At 71.2% G+C, this 19,884-nt stretch carries 14 protein-coding genes; 3 read left to right on the top strand and 11 right to left on the bottom strand.

Annotated features, from left to right (window positions below):
- Nucleotides 1-25 precede the first annotated feature (25 nt).
- The 8 genes from AB0G59_RS15100 to AB0G59_RS15065 form a co-directional block, all read right to left on the bottom strand.
- On the bottom strand, nucleotides 26-1,615 hold the full coding sequence (locus AB0G59_RS15100; protein WP_360911632.1) for an ABC transporter substrate-binding protein: 1,590 nt from the start codon (nucleotides 1,613-1,615) through the stop codon (nucleotides 26-28).
- 429 nt (nucleotides 1,616-2,044) lie between these two features.
- The gene (locus AB0G59_RS15095; protein ID WP_360911630.1) at nucleotides 2,045-2,737 is read right to left on the bottom strand and encodes an HAD family phosphatase; all 693 of its coding nucleotides are present in this window, start codon (nucleotides 2,735-2,737) and stop codon (nucleotides 2,045-2,047) included.
- Nucleotides 2,738-2,909: 172 nt separating this feature from the next.
- A complete protein-coding gene (locus tag AB0G59_RS15090; protein ID WP_360911629.1) occupies nucleotides 2,910-3,980 on the bottom strand; it encodes a PAC2 family protein in 1,071 nt (356 codons plus the stop codon).
- Between the two features lie 143 nt (nucleotides 3,981-4,123).
- The gene (locus AB0G59_RS15085) at nucleotides 4,124-5,164 is read right to left on the bottom strand and encodes a glycoside hydrolase family 18 protein (RefSeq protein WP_360911627.1); all 1,041 of its coding nucleotides are present in this window, start codon (nucleotides 5,162-5,164) and stop codon (nucleotides 4,124-4,126) included.
- A gap of 128 nt (nucleotides 5,165-5,292) precedes the next feature.
- Nucleotides 5,293-6,900 (bottom strand): glycerol-3-phosphate dehydrogenase/oxidase, encoded by a 1,608-nt coding sequence (locus AB0G59_RS15080; RefSeq protein WP_360911625.1) that lies wholly within the window; start codon nucleotides 6,898-6,900, stop codon nucleotides 5,293-5,295.
- 2 nt (nucleotides 6,901-6,902) lie between these two features.
- Complete coding sequence (gene glpK / locus AB0G59_RS15075) at nucleotides 6,903-8,429, bottom strand: glycerol kinase GlpK (RefSeq protein WP_360911623.1); 1,527 nt, start codon at nucleotides 8,427-8,429, stop codon at nucleotides 6,903-6,905.
- A 44-nt stretch (nucleotides 8,430-8,473) separates the two neighbouring features.
- Entirely contained in the window at nucleotides 8,474-9,256 is a 783-nt protein-coding gene (locus AB0G59_RS15070) for an MIP/aquaporin family protein (protein ID WP_071961910.1), read from the bottom strand.
- A 302-nt stretch (nucleotides 9,257-9,558) separates the two neighbouring features.
- Nucleotides 9,559-10,323, bottom strand: coding sequence for an IclR family transcriptional regulator (locus tag AB0G59_RS15065; protein ID WP_360911621.1), 765 nt, complete (start codon nucleotides 10,321-10,323; stop codon nucleotides 9,559-9,561).
- Nucleotides 10,324-10,609: 286 nt separating this feature from the next.
- Here AB0G59_RS15065 and metH point away from each other — a divergent pair, with 286 nt between their 5' ends.
- Together metH and AB0G59_RS15055 are read left to right on the top strand one after the other, a co-directional pair.
- Nucleotides 10,610-14,116 carry a methionine synthase gene (metH, locus tag AB0G59_RS15060; RefSeq protein ID WP_360911619.1) on the top strand — a complete coding sequence of 1,169 codons (3,507 nt, stop codon included), beginning with the start codon at nucleotides 10,610-10,612 and terminating at the stop codon, nucleotides 14,114-14,116.
- A gap of 43 nt (nucleotides 14,117-14,159) precedes the next feature.
- Nucleotides 14,160-14,618, top strand: a complete 459-nt coding sequence (locus AB0G59_RS15055; protein ID WP_360911617.1) for a nuclear transport factor 2 family protein — start codon at nucleotides 14,160-14,162, stop codon at nucleotides 14,616-14,618.
- A 10-nt stretch (nucleotides 14,619-14,628) separates the two neighbouring features.
- On the opposite strand, the gene AB0G59_RS15050 is transcribed toward AB0G59_RS15055, so the two are convergent.
- Nucleotides 14,629-15,132, bottom strand: coding sequence for a MarR family winged helix-turn-helix transcriptional regulator (locus AB0G59_RS15050; RefSeq protein WP_360911615.1), 504 nt, complete (start codon nucleotides 15,130-15,132; stop codon nucleotides 14,629-14,631).
- Nucleotides 15,133-15,299: 167 nt separating this feature from the next.
- On the opposite strand from AB0G59_RS15050, the gene AB0G59_RS15045 reads away from it, so the two are divergent.
- Complete coding sequence (locus AB0G59_RS15045) at nucleotides 15,300-16,376, top strand: alkene reductase (protein ID WP_360911613.1); 1,077 nt, start codon at nucleotides 15,300-15,302, stop codon at nucleotides 16,374-16,376.
- 73 nt (nucleotides 16,377-16,449) lie between these two features.
- On the opposite strand, the gene AB0G59_RS15040 is transcribed toward AB0G59_RS15045, so the two are convergent.
- The gene (locus AB0G59_RS15040) at nucleotides 16,450-18,720 is read right to left on the bottom strand and encodes a TIM-barrel domain-containing protein (protein ID WP_360911611.1); all 2,271 of its coding nucleotides are present in this window, start codon (nucleotides 18,718-18,720) and stop codon (nucleotides 16,450-16,452) included.
- Between the two features lie 79 nt (nucleotides 18,721-18,799).
- Entirely contained in the window at nucleotides 18,800-19,765 is a 966-nt protein-coding gene (locus AB0G59_RS15035; RefSeq protein WP_071961917.1) for an SMP-30/gluconolactonase/LRE family protein, read from the bottom strand.
- Between the last annotated feature and the right edge of the window lie 119 nt (nucleotides 19,766-19,884).

Genomic DNA, 19,884 nt, shown 5'->3' with positions numbered 1-19,884 from the left:
GGGGTGAATCAGGTGGAGCGGGGTGTCACGCGCCGCGGCCGAGCTCCCACGGCTGCAGCTCGGAGGAGGCGTTGAGGGCCCACTCCGCACCCGTGATCTTGTTGCGGACCGCCACGTACTGCTTGCCCTGCCACAGCGGGAGCACCGGCACCTCGTCGGCGACGATCTCCTGGACCTGCTGGAAGTACTTGGCGGCCCCGTCGCGCTGCGACGTCTGGCGCGACTGGGGAATCAGGTCCTCGATCTTGGAGTTCCGGTAGGCGGAACCGAGGAAGTTGTCCGGGCCGATGAACGGGGCGACGTAGTTGTCGGGGTCCGGGAAGTCCGGGAACCAGCCCATGCCGTAGACGGCGTACTTGCCCTTGGCGGCCTCGGGGCGGAACTCCGCCCACTTCACACCCTGGATCTTGACGTTGAACAGGCCGCTGGAGTTCAGCTGCTTCTGCAGCGTCTTGAACGCCTTCTCGGTGCCCTGACCGTAGTGGTCCGTGGTGTAGGTGAGGGTGAGCGGCAGCGCCGAGGTGATGTTGGCGCCGCGCAGGATGGCGCGGGCCTTGTCGACGCTGGGCTCGCCGTACTTGTTGGCGAACGCGTTCTGGTGGCCGGTGATGCCCTTGGGCACCAGCGAGTACAGCGGCTCGCTCGTACGGTTGTAGTTGTCGCGCGTCAGGGCCTGCCGGTCGATCAGCTGCGCCATGGCCTGTCGCACCGCCTTGTTCTTCACCGAGGAGTCCTCGGTGTTGAAGGCGAGGTAGCTGATCTCCTGGCCGGGCGACTCGATCAGGCGGACGCCCTGGTCCGCGGAGGAGCGCAGCCGGTCGATCTGCTCGGGCAGGATGGCGCGGTTCATGATGTCGATGTCGCCGTCGGAGAGCGCCTTCTCCATCGCCTTGGAGTCGTCGTAGAAGCGCATCTCGACCTTGTCGTTCTGCAGCTTCACCGAACCCTTGTAGTCGGGGTTCTTGGTGAAGGTGGCCTTGACGACGCGGCCGTCCTTCTGCTCGGTCTTCAGGGTGTACGGCCCGGAGCCGACGGTCTTGAAGCCGTTGCCGAGCTTGTTCTTCTCGTAGGACTCGCTGTCGACGATGGCCGCGGCCGGGGTGGCGATCTTCTGCGGGAAGGTCGCGTCGGGCGACTTCAGGTGGAAGACGACCTCGCGCTCGCTGGGGGTCTCCACGGTGTCGATGTTGTTGAGCAGCGAGACCGGGCCGTTCTCGAAGTTGATGGCCCGGGCGCGGTCGATGGAGAACTTGACGTCCTCGGCGGTCAGCGCGTTGCCGTTGGAGAACTTCAGGCCGCTGCGCAGGGTGCAGCGGAACTGCTCGCTGTTGCGGTCGCCGAAGGAGCACTTCTCGGCCGCGTCGGCGACCGGCGCCGTGCCGGAGCGGGGCAGCCGCAGCAGGGTCTGGAAGGTGCTGTGGAGAACGTTCCAGGCACCGATGTCGTACGCGGCGGCCGGGTCGAAGGGCGCGGGCGCGTCGGTGGTCTCCTCGAACCGGTCGGTGGTCCCGACGACGATGGCGCCCCCGCCGGAACCCTCGCCCCCGCCGCAGGCGACGAGTACGGGGGCCAGCAGGCCTGCCACGACGGGCAGGACCATCGTCTTGCGGTTCATTGTCTGGGGTTCTCCCTGTGGTGCGTTCGGTGCCCGGACCCTACCGATACCTGATGTGCTGGTCATACGGGCAGCCGTGAAGTTCTCGCGAAAAGATTAGTGCGCGTGGCCACCGGCACCGGGACACGATGAAGTTGATGCGATATCACGTGGTGATAACGGCGGGCCAATGTCCGATATCCGGACGCCGGAACGATTCCGGCACCGGATGATCAATCGGGACACAAGGGTGCGCTTCAGCCCTCGTGAGAGCACTTCGGCGGGTGCGCAAGCCGACGCGCGGGCGTCGGAATCGGTGACGAACGTCACTTCTTCCGGGCCGTCGTCACCCATGGGAATTCAGCCGCCGTATTCGTCACGGAAAACAATCGACCAAACGCCCAGAGTTCTTGGTCATTGTCTGCCGTACGCTCGGTGCACCCCCGCTGATCAGACGGTGATGAGACCGCGGAGAAAAGAGAGATCGACTTCCTCGAGCGAGCCGACGACCGTACGGCCCAGGGCCGGCGGGATCGGCGCGACCGACGGAACCGCCACCACCCGGCACCCCGCGGCCTCCGCGGCGGTGACGCCCGTCATGGTGTCCTCCACGACCGCGCACCGGGCCGGATCCACCCCCAGCCGGGCCGCGGCCAGCAGATACGGGTCCGGGTGCGGCTTGGTGCGGGCCAGCTCGTCGCCCGCGACGGTCAGGGTGAAGTGCTGCGGGCCCAGCGTGTGCAGCACCCGGTCGATGATCTCCCGGTGCGAGGCCGAGACCAGCGCCGTGGGCACCGAGTGGGCCGCCAGCTCCGCCAGCAGCCGCCGGGCGCCCGGCATCAGCGGCACGCCCCGGACGATCATCTCCGAGAAGCGGGTGTTCAGCAGGGCGCTCAGCTCGGCGAGGGCGATCTTCGCGCCGGTGGCCTTGATCAGGAAGGAGGCGCTGCGCGTCATCGGGCCGCCGACCACGACCTCGCGCCACTCCTCCAGCAGCTGGTGCCCCAGCTCGGCGAAGACGGCGACTTCCACTTCCCACCAGAAGCCCTCGGTGTCGACCAGGGTGCCGTCCATGTCGAGCAGGACGGCCTGCAGGGCCGGTGCCGCCGAACGGGTGTCGACGACGGGGATGGTGCTGGTCATCCGCACTCCTCCTGAGGGGGCGAGAAGGCCGGCCCGCACCTCCTGTGACAGGGGGTACGGACCGGCCTTCACCGGACCGACAAGTGTACGACCGACCGTTACGGTGCGTCGCGTCGATATTTCGCGTACCTCGGACTACGCCGTCCTTCGACGGCGCCGCGAGGGGCGGGGCTCAGCCCTCGCCCTCGGGGCCGTCCGCCTCGTCCTCGGGGACCGGGCCGGCGCCCTCGGCGCCGTCGCCGCCCGCCTCGTCGTCCCTGGCCTGCCGGCGCGGCGGACGCGTCCGGCCGCTGGCGGTGTCGCGCAGGTACGAGCCGTCCCGGCCGCCCTCGGTCAGACCGGGCTCGGCCGCGAGGCCGCCGGGCTGCCCCGGCTGCGCGGGGCCGGGCTGTCCGTCCCGGCGGCGCAGATAGCGCTCGAACTCGCGGGCGATGGCCTCGCCGGACGCCTCGGGGAGGTCGGCGGTGTCCCGCGCCTCCTCCAGCGACTGCACGTACTCCGCGACCTCGCTGTCCTCGGCCGCCAGCTGGTCCACGCCCAGCTGCCAGGCCCGGGCGTCCTCCGGGAGCTCGCCCTGCGGGATGCGCAGGTCGATCAGGTCCTCCAGGCGGTTGAGCAGGGCCAGGGTGGCCTTCGGGTTCGGCGGCTGGGAGACGTAGTGCGGCACGGCGGCCCACAGGCTCACCGCCGGGACGCCGGCATGGGTGCACGCCTCCTGGAGGATGCCGACGATGCCCGTCGGGCCCTCGTAGCGCGACTCCTCCAGGTCCAGGGTGCGGGCCAGGTCCGGGTCGGAGGTGACCCCGCTGACCGGCACGGGCCGGGTGTGCGGGGTGTCGCCGAGCAGCGACCCCAGGATCACGACCATCTCCACGCCCAGCTCGTGGGCGAAGCCCAGGATCTCGTTGCAGAAGGAGCGCCAGCGCATGCTCGGCTCGATGCCGCGCACGAGGACCAGGTCGCGGGACGTCCCCTTGCCCTCGGTCCCGCCCGTGCGCACCACGGACAGCCGGGTGGTCGGCCAGGTGATCTTGCGGACGCCGCCGTCGAGCCAGACCGTGGGCCGGTTGACCTGGAAGTCGTAGTAGTCCTCCGCGTCGAGCGCCGCGAAGACCTCGCCCTTCCACTCCCGGTCCAGGTGCGCGACCGCACTGGACGCGGCGTCACCGGCGTCGTTCCAGCCCTCGAAGGCACAGATCATGACCGGGTCGATCAGCTCGGGAACCCCCTCAAGCTCGATCACCCAGCGCCTCCTTCCGACCGGGGCGCACGGGGTGGTTCCGTGGCGCCGCGGTTGCCGTTCCGTGCAGTTGCGGTTGTCTTGCGTGTGCCCCAAGCCTACGACTTCGAAGACCCCCCTTCGCAGCCCCTGAGGGGGAGGGACTTTCAGCCACGCACGCCCCATCCTGCGCGGTAGGCACGCCAGTCCGCCTCGGTGGCCGCGAAGTCCACGTAGAGGGCCATGCCGAACCGCTGCCTGCCGCGGTCCTCGCGGCCCAGGCCCAGCCGGGCGCCGCGCACGGCGGCCGCGGCCGTCTCGGCCCGGCTCTGGTGGCCCCAGTTGTCGGTGTGGTAGAAGGGCAGGCCCATCATCAGGTCCGTCGATGCCGGGGTCACCTGCAGGGCGAGCGCCGTCTGCCGCGCCACGTAGCCGCCGTAGAGGTTCTCCCAGGGCAGCGCGGTGTCGTAGGACATGACCGCGATCTGGTCCACCCGGCGGGCGACCTTGCCGAAGTAGCTCTGGGTCCACCACTTCTTGCTGCCCATCAGGCGGGCCGCGCTGTGCATCGAGGGCAGCGGGTCGATCTGCTGGGCGGCGATCGAGAGCACTCCGCCGGCGGACCGCACGGCCGGGCGGAGGGCGTCGAGCAGGGCGAGGAAGTCGCCGTCGTCGCTGGGTACGGGCTCGACGTCCACGTGCACCCCCTCGAAGCCGGCCCGCATCACCTGCCGGGCACTGGCCACGACGGCGGCGCGGGCGGCCGGTGAGGCCAGCCACAGGCCGGCCCCGCCCGGCCCTTCCACCAGCTTGTTCCCCAGCCACGCCTGCACCCGGACGCCCGGCAGCTCGCGGTGCACCGCCCCGATCAGCCAGTTCACGTTCTTGTAGGCCGAGGCGGGCAGCGTGCCGTCGTGCTCCAGCGGCCCGGCGTGCACATAGAGGTCGCGGATGCCGGTGTCCCCGATCCGCCGCTTCAGCCGGGCGAGGTCGGCGTCGCCGCGGCGGCCGTCGACCCAGGCGTGCCCCAGCCAGATCGCGTCCCGGCCGCGGGTGACCGCGTCCTTGGCGGGCGACCCGGCGTACGAGGCCCGCAGCGCGCTGCCCGCCGTCACGACGGGTATGAGCACCAGCAGCGCGAGGCCGAGTGCGAAGCGCACCGCGACGCGCTTGAGCAGCGCCCTGCGCTGGGTTTTTGGCCGGTTCATGTCGTCCCTCTCTTCCGAGTGAGGGACGTGTTCGAGCGGGTGCCGGTTGCGTTCCGGTCGCATGCGGAAGGGGAGGGGTGCCCGGGCGCCCCTCCCCTTCCGTTCACGCGTCCGCCAGTGCGGGAGCGTCAGCGCTTTTCGCTCAGCACGTCCTTGACCCGGGCGCGGACGTCCTCGGTGTCCAGGCCGCGGATGGTCAGGGTGGTGCGGCGGCGCAGCACGTCGTCCACCGTCTCGGCCCACTCGTGGTCGCGGGCGTAGACGACCTGGGCCCAGATCTCCGGGCCGTCCTCGTGGATCCGCTCGCCGAGCTCGGGGTTCTCGTTGACCAGGCGCGCGATGTCGAAGGACAGCGAGCCGTAGTGCGTCGCCAGGTGGCGGGCGGTCAGCGGGTCCATGCGGCTGCCGGGCTCGCGGTCCACGAGCAGGCGGTGGGCGACCGCGTTGGGGTTGGCGACGCCGGGCAGCGGGGTGCGGCGGACCAGCGAGGAGATGGGCTCCATGTCCTCGGTCAGCGGGCTGCCGGGCACCTGGGCCAGCTTCTTCATGACCGTACGGCCGATGTGGCGGTAGGTCGTCCACTTGCCGCCGGCGACCGAGAGCATGCCGCCTTTGCCCTCGGAGACGACGGTCTCGCGCTTGGCCTGGGCCACGTCGCCCGGGCCGCCGGGCAGCACGCGCAGACCGGCGAAGGCGTACGTCATCAGGGAGCGGTCGAGGTCCGCGTCCTGGATGGAGAAGGCCGCCTCGTCCAGGATCTGCTGGATGTCGGCCTCGGTGGCGTGCACGTCCGCCGGGTCGCCCTCGTAGGCCGTGTCGGTGGTGCCGAGCAGCAGCTGGTCCTCCCAGGGGAGGGCGAAGGTGATGCGGTACTTGTCGATCGGGGTGGCCATGGCGGCCCTCCACGGCGACTTGCGCTTCATCACGATGTGCGCGCCCTTGGAGAGGCGGATCGACGGCGCGGCGCCCTTGTCTTCCAGCTTGCGCAGGTGGTCCACCCACGGGCCGGTGGCGTTGAGGACGACGCGCGCGTCGATGCCGAACTCGGTACCGTCCGTGCGGTCCTTGAGCTCCGCGCCGGTGACCTTGCCGTGCGTGAAGCGCAGGCCGGTCACCTCGGCGTGGTTGAGGACGACCGCGCCGGACTCGACGGCCGCGCGGACCGTCATGACGGCCACGCGGGAGTCGTTCATCTGGTGGTCGTAGTAGACCGCGACGGCCTTGAGGTTGTCCGTGCGCAGACCCGGGTTGTCGGCCTGGGCCTTGGCCGGGGAGATCACCTTGCCGACGCCGTCGCCGAAGGCGGACAGCGCCGAGTAGGCGAACACACCGGCGCCGAGCTTGGCCGCGCCCACCGGCCCGCCCTTGTAGACGGGCAGGTAGAAGGTGAGCGGGTTGACCAGGTGCGGGGCCACGTCCTTGGCCAGCACCCGGCGCTCGTGGTGGTTCTCCGCGACCAGCTTGACCGCACCGGTCTGCAGGTAGCGCAGACCGCCGTGGACGAGCTTGGAGGACGCGGAGGAGGTGGCGCCGGCGAAGTCACCGGCGTCCACCATCGCGACCCGCAGTCCGGACTGCGCGGCGTGCCAGGCGACCGAGGTGCCCAGGATGCCGCCGCCGATCACCAGGAGGTCGTACGTCGCGTTGGACAGTCGGTCCCGGGTCTCGGCGCGGCCCGGGTTGGTACCGGCAGCCGGGTGCGTTCCCAGGGTCGGAACGCTCTGCGGGGTGGTCATGATTACTCCTCGTCCTCGATCCAGCCCATGGTCCGCTCGACGGCCTTGAGCCAGCTCTTGTACTCGCGGTCACGCGTGTCCGCATCCATGCGGGGGGTCCACTCGGCGGCCCGGCGCCAGTTGGCGCGCAGCGCGTCGGTGTCCGGCCAGAAGCCGACGGCCAGGCCGGCGGCGTAGGCAGCGCCGAGGCAGGTGGTCTCCGCGACCATCGGGCGCACCACGGGGGCGTCCAGGAAGTCCGAGAGCGTCTGCATCAGCAAGTTGTTGGAGGTCATGCCGCCGTCGACCTTGAGCGCGGTCAGCTCGACGCCGGAGTCCTTCGTCATGGCGTCGGTGATCTCGCGGGTCTGCCAGGCGGTGGCCTCGAGCACGGCGCGGGCGATGTGCGCCTTGGTGACGTAGCGGGTCAGACCCGCGATCACGCCGCGCGCGTCGGAGCGCCAGTAGGGGGCGAACAGGCCGGAGAAGGCCGGCACGAAGTAGGCGCCGCCGTTGTCCTCGACGGAGCTGGCGAGCGTCTCGATCTCGGCCGCGCTCTTGATGAGGCCCATCTGGTCGCGCATCCACTGCACGAGGGAGCCGGTGACGGCGATGGAGCCCTCGAGGGCGTAGACCGGCTTCTCGTCGCCGATGCGGTAACCGACGGTCGTCAGCAGGCCGTTGTAGGACTGGACGGGCTCGTCACCGGTGTTCATCAGCATGAAGGTGCCGGTGCCGTAGGTGGACTTGGCCTCGCCCTTGTCGTAGCAGGTCTGGCCGAAGAGGGCCGCCTGCTGGTCGCCGAGCGCGGAGGCGACGGGCACGCCGGCCAGGGCGCCGTCCTTGGCGCTGCCGTAGACCTCGGCGGAGGAGCGGATCTCCGGCAGCACGGCGGCCGGGATCTCCATGGAGGCCAGGATGCGCTCGTCCCACTCCAGGGAGCGCAGGTTCATCAGCATGGTGCGCGAGGCGTTGGTGACGTCGGTGACGTGCACGCCGCCCTCGACACCACCGGTGAGGTTCCAGATGACCCAGGAGTCCATGGTGCCGAAGAGGATGTCGCCGCGCTCGGCGCGCTCGCGCAGGCCCTCGACGTTGTCCAGCAGCCAGCGGACCTTCGGGCCGGAGAAGTACGAGGCCAGCGGGAGGCCCGTCTCACGGCGGAAGCGGTCCTGGCCGACGTTGCGGCCGAGCTCCTTGCACAGGGCGTCGGTGCGGGTGTCCTGCCAGACGATGGCGTTGTAGACCGGCTCGCCGGTGTTCTTGTCCCACATCAGCGTGGTCTCACGCTGGTTGGTGATGCCGATGGCCTTGACGTCGGCGGCGGTGATGCCCGCCTTCTCGACGGCGCCGGCGACGACCTCCTGGACGTTGGTCCAGATCTCGACGGCGTCGTGCTCGACCCAGCCCGGCTTCGGGAAGATCTGCTCGTGCTCCTTCTGGTCGACGGAGACGATGCGCCCGTCGCGGTCGAAGACGATGCAGCGGGAGGAGGTGGTGCCCTGGTCGATCGCCGCGATGAACGGGCCGTGGCCGTGGGTGTCGGTCATGTGGAGTGTGCTCCTGAAATCTGAAGGGTCTCGGCGGGTGCGGGTCAGAACGCGATCTTGTGGATGCCTGCGGCGAGCGCGGCACCGACGAGCGGGCCGACCACCGGAACCCAGGCGTAGCCCCAGTCCGAACCGCCCTTGTTGGGCAGCGGCAGCAGCGCGTGCACGATGCGCGGGCCGAGGTCACGGGCCGGGTTGATGGCGTAACCGGTCGGGCCACCGAGCGAGAGGCCGATGCCGACGACGACGAGGGCGACCATCAGGGTGCCGGTGCCGCTGACGGCCAGGCCCTTGGTGAGACCCAGGGTGAGGATGAAGAGCACCAGGGCGGCGGTGCCGATGATCTCGGTGACGAGGTTCTGCACCGCGTTGCGGATCTCGGGGCCGGTGGAGAAGACGCCCAGCACCGGGCCCGCCTGGGGGGTCGCGGTCTGGTCGACCATGCCCTCCTTGGGGTTCAGCGTCGCGACCAGCTCGGGGTCGGTCAGATGCGCCTGGAACTGGCCGTAGTAGGCGAGCCAGACCAGCGTCGCGCCGATCATCGCGCCGAGCAGCTGGGAGCCCATGTAGAGCGGCACGTCGCTCCACTCGACCGCGCCGTCTATGGCGAGCCCGAGGGTGACGGCGGGGTTGAGGTGCGCGCCGGACTTGGTGCCGATGTAGGCACCTGCCAGCACGGCGAAGCCCCAGCCGAACGTGATGGCGAGCCATCCCGCGTTGAGCGCCTTGGAGCGCTTCAGGGTGACGGCGGCGCACACGCCGCCGCCGAGCAGGATCAATACTGCGGTACCGATGAGCTCACCGGTGAAGATGTCGGAGCTGGACACCCGCGACTCCTTTGTCCTTCGTCCAGGGGAAGGCGAACCCCGGGTCCCTCCGGTGGTCCGCGCCCTCCGAGAGGGCGTTGATCGGTCCCGTGGCAATGCACACCATAGCGAATATTGTCGTTAGGTGTTCGACAATGCCGACCGATGAACGGCAGCTTCCAGCACGGTCAAGGGCGCGTCAAGGCCTGTGTGACGGGAAACTCTCGGCCAACTGGCCGTAAATTTACGTTCGGATACCGACCGGTAACGACCCGGTCTCGGGCGCCTTTACGCACCCGCATTATCCGACCGGACCACCGGTTTCAGAAGCGTCCGGCACCGAGATCGCGGGAAACCGCCCGGGCGCAGTCCCGGACGGCCGCCACCAGGTGCGCCCGCAGCTCGCCGTCCTCGCAGACGCGCTCCACGGCGCCCGTGATGCCCACGGCGCCCACGGGCATCCGCCGCCGGTCGTGGATGGGGGCCGCAAGGGACGCGACGCCCGCCCAGGTCTCCTCGACGTCCGACGCCCAGCCCCGGGCGCGGGTCAGGTCCAGCACGCCCTCGAGGTCGGGCAGGGCCGTCACGGTCCGCGGGGTGAAGGCCTCGCGGTCGCCCTCGGTCATCTCGGCGTGGGCCACCGGGTCGTAGGCGCACAGCACCTTGCCCAGCGCGGTGCTGTGCAGCGGCTGCATCGCGCCGACCTCCAGCACCTGGCGGCTGTCGTCGGGGCGGAAGACGTGGTGGATGATCAGGACGCCCTGCTGGTGGAGCACGCCGAGGTAGACGCTCTCGCCGCTGGAACGGGCCAGGTCGTCCGCCCAGACCAGGGCGCGGGCCCGCAGTTCGTGCACGTCCAGGTAGCTGTTGCCCAGCCGCAGCAGCTCGGCCCCGAGCTGATAGCGCCCGGAGGCGGGGTCCTGCTCGACGAACCCCTCCTGCTGCAGGGTGCGCAGAATGCCGTGCGCGGTCCCCTTCGCCAGCCCCAGCGCGGAGGCCACGTCGGACAGGCCGAGCCGCCGCTCGCCACCCGCGAGCAGCCGCAGCATCGCCGCCGCCCGTTCGAGCGACTGGATGGTCCGTGCCATCGAGCAACCTCCTCACACGCCGCCCGGCTGTCTCCGTTCGGCAATGCTGAACACTATCGGCCGATGCCGACCATGGGGTACGGCAGCCGCCATGACCATGATCATCCAGAAGGCGGCTCCCGGCGAAACCGGGTGGCCGAAACCATGGTGACCGAGGCGGCCCCGGACCGGTCCGCAGGGTGGGACACCCCCTGCTCTCCACGATGCCGCCAGCTACGCTTGCCGCGTGCGCCCTCTGCAGGGAGGGCGTAAAGCCGACAGCCGTCGCACACCCGGGAGCACTTCCATGGCCTCGCATACGCCATCGACCCTTTCCGCCCGAGCCGCGCAACTGCGCGAAGCACTGGCCACCCGAGTGGTGGTGGCCGACGGAGCGATGGGCACGATGCTCCAGGCGCAGGACCCCAGCCTCGAGGACTTCCAGCAGCTCGAGGGCTGCAACGAGATCCTGAACGTCACCCGGCCCGACATCGTGCGCTCGGTGCACGAGGCCTACTTCGCGGTCGGCGTGGACTGTGTGGAGACCAATACCTTCGGCGCCAACTTCGCCGCCCTGGGTGAGTACGACATCCCCGAGCGCATCGTCGAGCTCTCCGAGGCGGGCGCCCGCATCGCCCGCGAGGTCGCGGACGAGTACACCGCCGGCGACGGCCGCACGCGCTGGGTCCTGGGTTCCGTGGGACCGGGCACCAAGCTGCCGACCCTGGGCCACGCCCCGTACGTCAAGCTGCGCGACGCCTACCAGCAGAACGTCGAGGGCCTGGTCGCGGGCGGCGCCGACGCGATCCTGGTGGAGACCACCCAGGACCTGCTGCAGACCAAGGCCTCCGTCATCGGCGCCCGGCGCGCCCTTCAGGCGGCGGGCGTGGACCTGCCGCTGCTGGTCCAGGTGACGGTCGAGACGACGGGCACCATGCTGCTCGGCTCCGAGATCGGCGCGGCGCTCACCGCGCTGGAGCCGCTCGGCATCGACATGATCGGCCTGAACTGCGCGACGGGCCCCGCCGAGATGAGCGAGCACCTGCGCTACCTCTCCCGGCACGCCCGCACCCGCGTCTCCGCCATGCCGAACGCCGGCCTGCCGGTCCTGGGCAAGAACGGCGCCCACTACCCGCTGACACCGCGGGAGCTGGCGGACGCGCACGAGACGTTCGTGCGGGAGTACGGGCTCTCCCTGGTCGGCGGCTGCTGCGGCACCACGCCCGAGCACCTGCGCCAGGTCGTCGAGCGGGTGAAGGACCTCACGCCCACCGGGCGCAGCCCGCGCCCCGAGCCGGGTGCCTCCTCGCTCTACCAGACCGTCCCCTTCCGCCAGGACACCTCCTACCTGGCCATCGGCGAGCGGACGAACGCCAACGGCTCGAAGAAGTTCCGCGAGGCCATGCTGGCCGGCCGCTGGGACGACTGCGTGGAGATGGCCCGCGACCAGATCCGCGAGGGCGCGCACCTGCTCGACGTGTGCGTCGACTACGTCGGCCGCGACGGCGTCGCCGACATGGCCGAGATCGCCGGCCGCTTCGCGACGGCCTCCACGCTGCCGCTGGTGCTGGACTCCACCGAGCCGGCGGTCATCCAGGCGGGCCTGGAGAAGCTGGGCGGCCGGGCCGTGATCAACTCCGTCAACTACGAGGACGGCGACGGGCCCGACTCCCGCTTCGCGAGGATCACCCGGCTGGCCGTCGAGCACGGTGCCGCGCTGATCGCGCTGACCATCGACGAGGAGGGGCAGGCCCGTACGCCCGAGCACAAGGTCGCCGTCGCCGAGCGGCTGATCGCCGACCTCACCGGGAACTGGGGGGTGCTGGAGTCGGACATCATCGTCGACTGCCTCACCTTCACCATCGCCACCGGCCAGGAGGAGTCCCGCAAGGACGGCATCGCCACGATCGAGGCGATCAGGGAGCTCAAGCGCCGGCACCCGGACGTCCAGACCACGCTGGGCCTGTCCAACATCTCCTTCGGCCTCAACCCGGCCGCCCGCATGGTGCTGAACTCCGTCTTCCTCAACGAGTGCGTCGAGGCGGGCCTGGACTCGGCCATCGTGCACGCGAGCAAGATCCTGCCCATCGCCCGGCTGGAGGAGGAGCAGCGCGAGGTCGCGCTCGACCTGATCTACGACCGGCGGCGCGAGGGCTACGACCCGCTGCAGCGGTTCCTGGAGCTGTTCGAGGGCGTGGACACCAAGTCCATGAAGGCGGGCAAGGCGGAGGAGCTGGCCGCGCTGCCGCTGGAGGAGCGGCTGCGGCGGCGCATCATCGACGGCGAGAAGAACGGCCTGGAGGCCGACCTGGACGAGGCGCTGCTGACCCGTCCGGCGCTGGAGATCGTCAACGACACGCTGCTGGAGGGCATGAAGGTCGTCGGCGAGCTCTTCGGCTCGGGCCAGATGCAGCTGCCGTTCGTGCTGCAGTCGGCGGAGGTGATGAAGAACGCGGTCGCCTACCTCGAGCCGCACATGGAGAAGTCGGACGCGGAGGGCAAGGGCACCATCGTCCTGGCCACGGTGCGCGGGGACGTCCACGACATCGGCAAGAACCTCGTGGACATCATCCTGTCCAACAACGGCTACAACGTCGTCAACCTCGGCATCAAGCAGCCGGTCTCGGCGATCCTGGAGGCCGCCGAGGAGCACAGGGCGGACGTCATCGGGATGTCCGGGCTCCTGGTGAAGTCGACCGTGATCATGAAGGAGAACCTGGAGGAGCTCAACCAGCGCAAGCTGGCGGCGACCTATCCGGTGATCCTGGGCGGTGCGGCGCTGACCCGTGCGTACGTCGAGCAGGACCTGCACGAGATCTACGAGGGCGAGGTCCGCTACGCGCGTGACGCGTTCGAGGGCCTGCGTCTGATGGACGCGCTGATCGCGGTCAAGCGGGGCGTGCCGGGCGCGGTGCTGCCGGAGCTCAAGCAGCGCCGGGTGCCCAAGCGGGACGTGGCCGCCGTCCTGGAGGTCGAGGAGCCGGAGGGTTCGGTGCGCTCGGACGTCGCGGTGGACAACCGCGTCCCGGAGCCGCCCTTCTGGGGCACGCGGGTCGTCAAGGGCATTCCGCTGAAGGACTACGCGTCCTGGCTGGACGAGGGCGCCCTCTTCAAGGGGCAGTGGGGCCTGAAGCAGGCCCGTACGACCGGCCCGACGTACGAGGAGCTGGTGGAGACGGAGGGCCGGCCGCGGCTGCGCGGCTGGCTGGACAAGCTCCACACGGAGAACCTGCTGGAGGCGGCCGTCGTCTACGGCTACTTCCCGTGCGTGAGCAAGGGCGACGACCTGATCCTGCTGCATGAGGACGGCACCGAGCGCACCCGCTTCACCTTCCCGCGCCAGCGGCGCGGCCGCCGGCTGTGCCTGGCGGACTACTTCCGCCCGGAGGACTCCGGCGAGCGGGACGTGATCGGCCTTCAGGTCGTCACGGTCGGCTCCCGCATCGGCGAGGCGACGGCGAAGCTCTTCGCCGAGGACGCCTACCGCGACTACCTCGAGCTGCACGGCCTGTCCGTGCAGCTGGCGGAGGCGCTGGCCGAGTACTGGCACGCGCGCGTCCGCTCCGAACTGGGCTTCGGCGACGAGGACCCGGACGACGTGGAGGACATGTTCGCCCTGAAGTACCGGGGCGCGCGCTTCTCCCTGGGCTACGGCGCCTGCCCGAACCTGGAGGACCGCGCCAAGATCGCGGACCTGCTGCGGCCGGAGCGCATCGGCGTCCAGCTGTCGGAGGAGTTCCAGCTGCACCCGGAGCAGTCGACGGACGCGATGGTGATCCACCACCCGGAGGCGAAGTACTTCAACGCCCGCTGACGGCGCTTGACCTCAAGCATGGTTGAGGCTCCATGATCCACACATGGATCTCACCCGGATGACCGAGCAGCTCCGCACGCTCACCGACCGCGCCGACGTCGACCGCCTCGTCACCGGCTACCTGCGCTCCCTCGACGAGGGAACGTTCGACGAGGCGTGGGCGCGTTCCTTCTTCACCCGGGACGCGTCGAGCCAGACGCCGGTGGGCGTGCACGAGGGCATCGGGGCGCAGTTGTCGTCGACGCGGGACGCCATGGCGCTGTTCGCGCGGACGGTTCACTTCGGATCCGACCGCTCGGTCGCATTCGACGAGGGCGGCGACCGCGCGACCGTGCGGTGGAACCAGCTCAGCACCCATGTGCTCGGCACTCCCGAGCGGCTGTTCGTCTCGGGCGGCCGCAGCGAGGCCGAGGCCGTCCGCACCCCCGAGGGCTGGCGCTTCCGGCGGCTGGCCCTGCGCATCGTCTGGACGCAGGGGCAGCCGCCCGTCCTGGCCGGGTGAGCGGCGGCCGCTAGGGGGCCGCGGCCGTGGCGCGGGCGAGGTTGGCCTCGAGGCGTTCGAGGACGCGCAGGGCCGTGGCCCGCTCGTCGGCGGTGAGGCCGCCGGTGACGCCGTCCTCCAGCTCGGACCAGATCTGTTCGACCTCGCGGCGCAGGGCGTGGCTGGCGGCGGTGGGTTCGACGATCACCGCGCGCTTGTCGCCGGGGCAGGGGCGGCGGCGGACGAAGCCGGCCGCCTCCAGCCGCTGGACGGTGCGGGTCATGGTGGCGGCGTCGGAGTCGAGCAGGCGGACGAGGTCCGTCTGGCGCTGGGGGCCGAGGTCCCACAGCTGCATCATCACCAGCTCCTGGCCGCGGTGCAGTCCCACGCGACGCAGGAGCTGTCCGGCGATCATGCGGTGCAGCCGGGCCACGCGGAAGATCGCATGGCTGACCGGCCCCGTACGGGCGGACGCCGGCACCGGCACCGTCGCCTGACCGGAAGGGTTCCCGCCTTCGGGCGTCGGCCCCGTCATGACCCACGCTCCCCTCTGATAGCTGCTCGAACAGAGATCAGGCTAACGCAAGCCCTCAAGCAGCGTGACGCAGGACACTTTTCCGCGCGGGAATGCCTCCGGCAGCTTTACTTGTTCGGACAGGTAATTGCGCCTCACTCGCTCCCCTCTCGTTGGAGGAAACGGACATGACGAACGCTTTTGACCCGATCGACCTGGGCGGCACGCGTCTGGCGAACCGCATCGCCATGGCCCCGATGACCCGCAGCCGCGCCTACGGTCCGGGCACCTCCCCGACCCCGGCGATGGAGACCTACTACGCACAGCGCGCGAGCGCCGGGCTGATCGTCACCGAGGGCGTCCAGCCGTCGGTGGTCGGCCAGGGCTACCCCGACACCCCGGGGCTGCACTCCCAGGAGCAGGTGGCGGCCTGGCGGAAGGTGACCGACGCCGTGCACCGCGAGGGCGGAGTGATCTTCGCGCAGCTGATGCACACCGGGCGCATCGGCCACCCCAGCCTGCTGCCCGACGGCCTGGTGCCCGTCGGCCCCTCGCCGGTCGCCGCCCAGGGGCAGGTGTTCACCAAGGAGGGGCCGAAGGACTTCGTGGTGCCCCGGGAGCTGGGCGAGGAGGAGATCCGGCAAACGATCGCCGACTTCGCCGCCGCGGCACGCAACGCGATCGCCGCCGGCTTCGACGGGGTGGAGATCCACGGCGCGAACGGCTACCTGATCCACCAGTTCCTCGCCCCCAACGCCAACCGCCGCACCGACGCCTGGGGCGGCTCCGCCCAGCACCGCGTCCGCTTCGCCGCCGAGGTCGCCGCCGCGGTGGCCGAGGCGATCGGCGGCGAGCGCGTCGGCTTCCGCATCTCCCCCGGCAACCCGTACAACGACATCGCCGAGGACGACGTCGCCGAGGTCTACGAGGCCCTGCTGGCGCGGCTGGCGCCGCTGGGCCTGGCGTACCTGCACATGATCGAGGGCCCGGACCGCGAGCTCACCCACCGGCTGCGCAAGCAGTGGCCGGCCGCCTTCGTCCTCAACCCGCTCACCCACCCGCGGCCGACCGGGCCGGACGCCCTGGGCCTGATCGCGGACGGCACGGCCGACATGGTCTCCTTCGGTGCGCTGTTCCTGGCCAACCCCGACCTGCCGGCCCGGCTGGCCACCGACGGTCCCTTCAACTCCCCCGACCCCGCCACGTTCTACGGCGGCGACGAGCGCGGCTACACCGACTACCCGGCCCTGCCCGCCGGCGCCTGACCGCCCCCTCGGGGGCCGGGCCGGGCGGCATTCCTGCGCCGCCCGGCCCGGCCCCCCGTGCGGAGCGCTCCGCTCACCCCGCCCGGAGGGTCAGCGTGAAGGCGCGGTCCGTCGCCCGGGTCCCGGTCTTGACCTGGACGACGCCGCCCCGGTCGGCCGGGTCGTACCACCAGCCCTGGTCCGCCTTCTCGAAGGCCTCCTTCGAGTCCAGCCCCGGCAGTTCCCGCCCGTCCAGCACGGCGGCCGCGGGCGCCGCGCCCGTGTGCACGGTGAAGCGGTACGGACGGGCCGTCTGCTTGCCGCGGAAGTCGCCGTTCAGCGCGTCCAGCGACAGCGTCACATCACCGGGCCCCGACTCCGGCGCGCGGACCGTGAGCTTCTGCTCGGCATAGGCGCCCGTGCGGTGGGCGCGGGTGACGCCGTCGTCCTCGTACAGGGTGAACGACGAGGTGCCGTGCGGGTAGACGTCCCACGCCACCGGGGAGTCGGCCGTGCGGTCCTCGTAGGAGCGGATGCCGGGCCACATGGGGATGTTCGCGCCGGCCTTCACGAACAGCGGGAGCGTGTCCAGCGGGGCGCGGTAGCCGTTCACGGTCGTCGGGCCCTGGTACGTACGGCCCGTCCAGTAGTCGGTCCACTTCCCCTCGGGCAGGTAGATGCCGTCGCGGACCTCCTTGTCCTCGTACACCGGGGCCACCAGGAAGTACTCGCCCGTCAGGAACTCGTACTTCGCCGCGTCGGAGGCCGCCTTGGGATCGCCGGGGTACTCCAGCGCCAGCGGGCGCACCGGCCCGACGCCGGTCCTGCTCGCCTGGGCCGCGTAGGAGTACATGTACGGCAGCAGCGACTCCTTCAGCTTCAGGTACTTGCGGTTGATGGAGGTGTACGGATCGCCGTACCGCCAGGGCTGCTTGTCGCTCGGGGCCCAGCCGTCCATGGTCATCACGGCCGGCAGGAAGGCCTTCCACTGCAGGTCGCGCACGTACGTCTTCGGGCTGCCGCCGAAGATGCCGTCCACGTCGCCCGTGGTGTAGGCCAGGCCCGACATCGTCGCGCCCGCGTACGTCGGGATCTGCCAGCGGATGTACTCCCACGAGCCCTTCTGGTCGCCGGACCACTGCACTCCGCAGCGCTGGGCGCCGGACCAGCTCTCGGGGGCCCAGGTGAAGCCGCGGGCGTCGCTGTTGTCCTCGATGCCCTTGTAGGCGTCCTTGCAGCCGTCGAGCGCGAACTTGTAGCCGTCGCCGACCCAGGCGACGTCCAGCTTGGCGACCCGCTGACCGGCCTTCACCTGCTCGCCGAGCTTGGCGAGGCCGTCCTCGGTCCACAGGCCCATCTTCATCTTCCGGTCGCCGAGCCCCTTGTTCACCTCGGAGAGGTTCTCGTAGCCGCAGCCGTAGCCGTCGTTGACGAGCATCCAGCCCAGCGGCAGGTCGTTGGCGGTGTAGCCGTCGGCGACCTTCAGGGCGTCGAGCGTGCGGCGCTCGCCGCGGTTCTTGTTGTGCAGGTAGCAGTCGGAGTCGCCGATCTCCAGCCCGTACAGCGGCGGCAGGAAGGGCCTGCCGGTCAGCTTGGTGTACCGCCCGATGACCTCCTTCGCCGAGCGCCCGGCGAAGTAGTAGGCGTCGAAGCGCCGTTCCTGCTCGCTCGTCGTCACCGGGTCGGTGAAGGCGTACGTGCCGGGCGCGTAGGTGTTGCGGTAGACGCCGTAGCCCGCCGAGGAGAGGTAGAACGGGACGGAGTTGGGGTGGCCGCCGTCGTTCCAGTTGTAGTCGACCCCGACCTCGACCGTCCTGCCCCGGTGCGAGGTGTTGCCGCGCCCGTTCTGCATCCCGGCGCCGTAGAACTGCTCGTCGGCGCCGCGCGCCAGGGTCTGGGTGGTGCGGTCCTTCGTCCAGGTCAGGCCCTTGGTCTCGGCCCACAGCCGCGAGCCGTCGGCGCGGTGCAGGGCGAAGCGCAGCGGGCTCTTGTACGCGCGCAGGGTGACGGCCGGGGTGCTCATCTCGTAGCGGTCGGCCCGCTCCCGCCAGCGGGTGGCCGGGGGCGGGCCCTGCGGCTGGACGATGTCCTTGCCGACCGGGTCGGTGAAGGTGCCGTCGGGCGCCAGCTCGACGCGGAAGGTGTCGGCCGCCACGAAGGTGACGCGCACGCGGGCCTCGCCGGCGCGGAGGTGGAAGACGGCGCCCGCGGTCGAGAAGCCGGTGAGGTCTCCGACGGTCCGTTCGGCCGGGGCGGCGGGGCCGGCCGGCTCGGCGCGAGCGGCGCCGGCCGGGGCCGCCATGGCCGCCATGAGCCCGAGGAGGGCGGTGGCGGCCATCGCTCTGAGTCGTCGTGGTGTTCTCATGGTGGCGTGCCTAGCGCGCTTGGCGCGTACACGACCATGGACTCCCGTGCCGGGTGCGTGGACTTGTGGAGCGGGGGCGTCAGCGGGGTACCGCCACCGCGTCGTATTCCGTCGACGGCGTGGGGTCGACGTCGAAGCGGGCGTTGGGCAGGTAGAGGCGGTCGCCGTAGGCGGCCACCGTCGTGGGGATGCGGAAGCGGGGGTCGGTGATGCGGCGGACCGCGCCGCCGCGGCGGCCGCCGGCGTCCAGGTGCAGCACGTCGACGGCGTTCTGCTTCTGCTGGACGACGTAGAGGGTGCGGCCCAGCAGCAGGACCCCGTCCCCGTCGGGGAGCCGGGTGGTGCCCAGGTCGACGCGGCGCGCGTCCCCGGTGCGCGGATCCACCCGCAGCAGGCTGCCGCCGTCCTGGAAGACGTTGACGACCAGCAGCGCCCTGCCGTCGGGCGTGGGGGCGATGCCGTTGGAGGTGAAGCCGTCGTCCGGGGCCTCGGCCCACTCGCCCGTCAGCCGCAGCGTCACCACGTCACGGGCCGGCGGCAGCTCGCCGCGCGGGCCGAGCGGGAGTCCGTAGACCTGGGCGTGGGTGGAGTCGGTGAACCACGCCGCGCCGGGCGTGAGCACCACGTCGTTGACCATGGTCGAGGCCGCGCCGACCTCGTACGTGGCGAGGATCCGGCCGCTGCGGGTGTCGACGACGCGCAGCTGGCGGGAGGTGCCGCCGGCGATGAAGGCCCGGCCGTGCCGGTCGGTCTTCAGGCCCACGGACATGGCGTCGGTGCCCGTGGGCACGATCGTGCCGCGCCCGGTGGCCAGGCTCACGCGGTACAGGGAGCCCCCGCCCAGCGAGCCGAACCAGGCGTACGGGCCGGGGCCGACGGCGATGCCCTCGGGCCGGAAGCCGGCGGGGAGCGGGAAGCGGTCCGGCCAGCGTCCGGAGGCGGCCGCGGCGGCCCGGGCGGCGGGGCCGAGCGGCCCCACGGCCGTGCCGGCGCCGAGCGCGGCGCCGGTCAGGAGGAGTCTTCGCCGGGCCAGGGAGCGTGCCATGGTGTGCGTCCTTCCGACGGACGGTCAGCCGACGTGGCACACCCCAGCACAGCGCCCAGCCGCCGCGCGCCCCCCACGCCGCGATCTCCACAAACGAAGGGGGGCGCTCCCCCGCAGGC

It is taken from the genome of Streptomyces sp. NPDC021096, from assembly GCF_040641275.1.
GTDB lineage: Bacteria > Actinomycetota > Actinomycetes > Streptomycetales > Streptomycetaceae > Streptomyces.
The sequence above is the reverse complement of the archived record's forward strand: the minus strand, read 5'-3'. Positions and strand labels throughout refer to the sequence as shown.

Bases quoted from the DNA above. Each gene is read 5' to 3' on its own strand.
- AB0G59_RS15100 (WP_360911632.1), bottom strand. From the start codon at position 1,615: ATGAACCGCAAGACGATGGTCCTGCCCGTCGTGGCAGGCCTGCTGGCC.
- AB0G59_RS15095 (WP_360911630.1), bottom strand. From the start codon at position 2,737: ATGACCAGCACCATCCCCGTCGTCGACACCCGTTCGGCGGCACCGGCC.
- AB0G59_RS15085 (WP_360911627.1), bottom strand. From the start codon at position 5,164: ATGAACCGGCCAAAAACCCAGCGCAGGGCGCTGCTCAAGCGCGTCGCG.
- AB0G59_RS15080 (WP_360911625.1), bottom strand. From the start codon at position 6,900: ATGACCACCCCGCAGAGCGTTCCGACCCTGGGAACGCACCCGGCTGCC.
- glpK (WP_360911623.1), bottom strand. From the start codon at position 8,429: ATGACCGACACCCACGGCCACGGCCCGTTCATCGCGGCGATCGACCAG.
- AB0G59_RS15065 (WP_360911621.1), bottom strand. From the start codon at position 10,323: ATGGCACGGACCATCCAGTCGCTCGAACGGGCGGCGGCGATGCTGCGG.
- metH (WP_360911619.1), top strand. From the start codon at position 10,610: ATGGCCTCGCATACGCCATCGACCCTTTCCGCCCGAGCCGCGCAACTG.
- AB0G59_RS15055 (WP_360911617.1), top strand. From the start codon at position 14,160: ATGGATCTCACCCGGATGACCGAGCAGCTCCGCACGCTCACCGACCGC.
- AB0G59_RS15050 (WP_360911615.1), bottom strand. From the start codon at position 15,132: ATGACGGGGCCGACGCCCGAAGGCGGGAACCCTTCCGGTCAGGCGACG.
- AB0G59_RS15045 (WP_360911613.1), top strand. From the start codon at position 15,300: ATGACGAACGCTTTTGACCCGATCGACCTGGGCGGCACGCGTCTGGCG.
- AB0G59_RS15040 (WP_360911611.1), bottom strand. From the start codon at position 18,720: ATGAGAACACCACGACGACTCAGAGCGATGGCCGCCACCGCCCTCCTC.
- AB0G59_RS15035 (WP_071961917.1), bottom strand. From the start codon at position 19,765: ATGGCACGCTCCCTGGCCCGGCGAAGACTCCTCCTGACCGGCGCCGCG.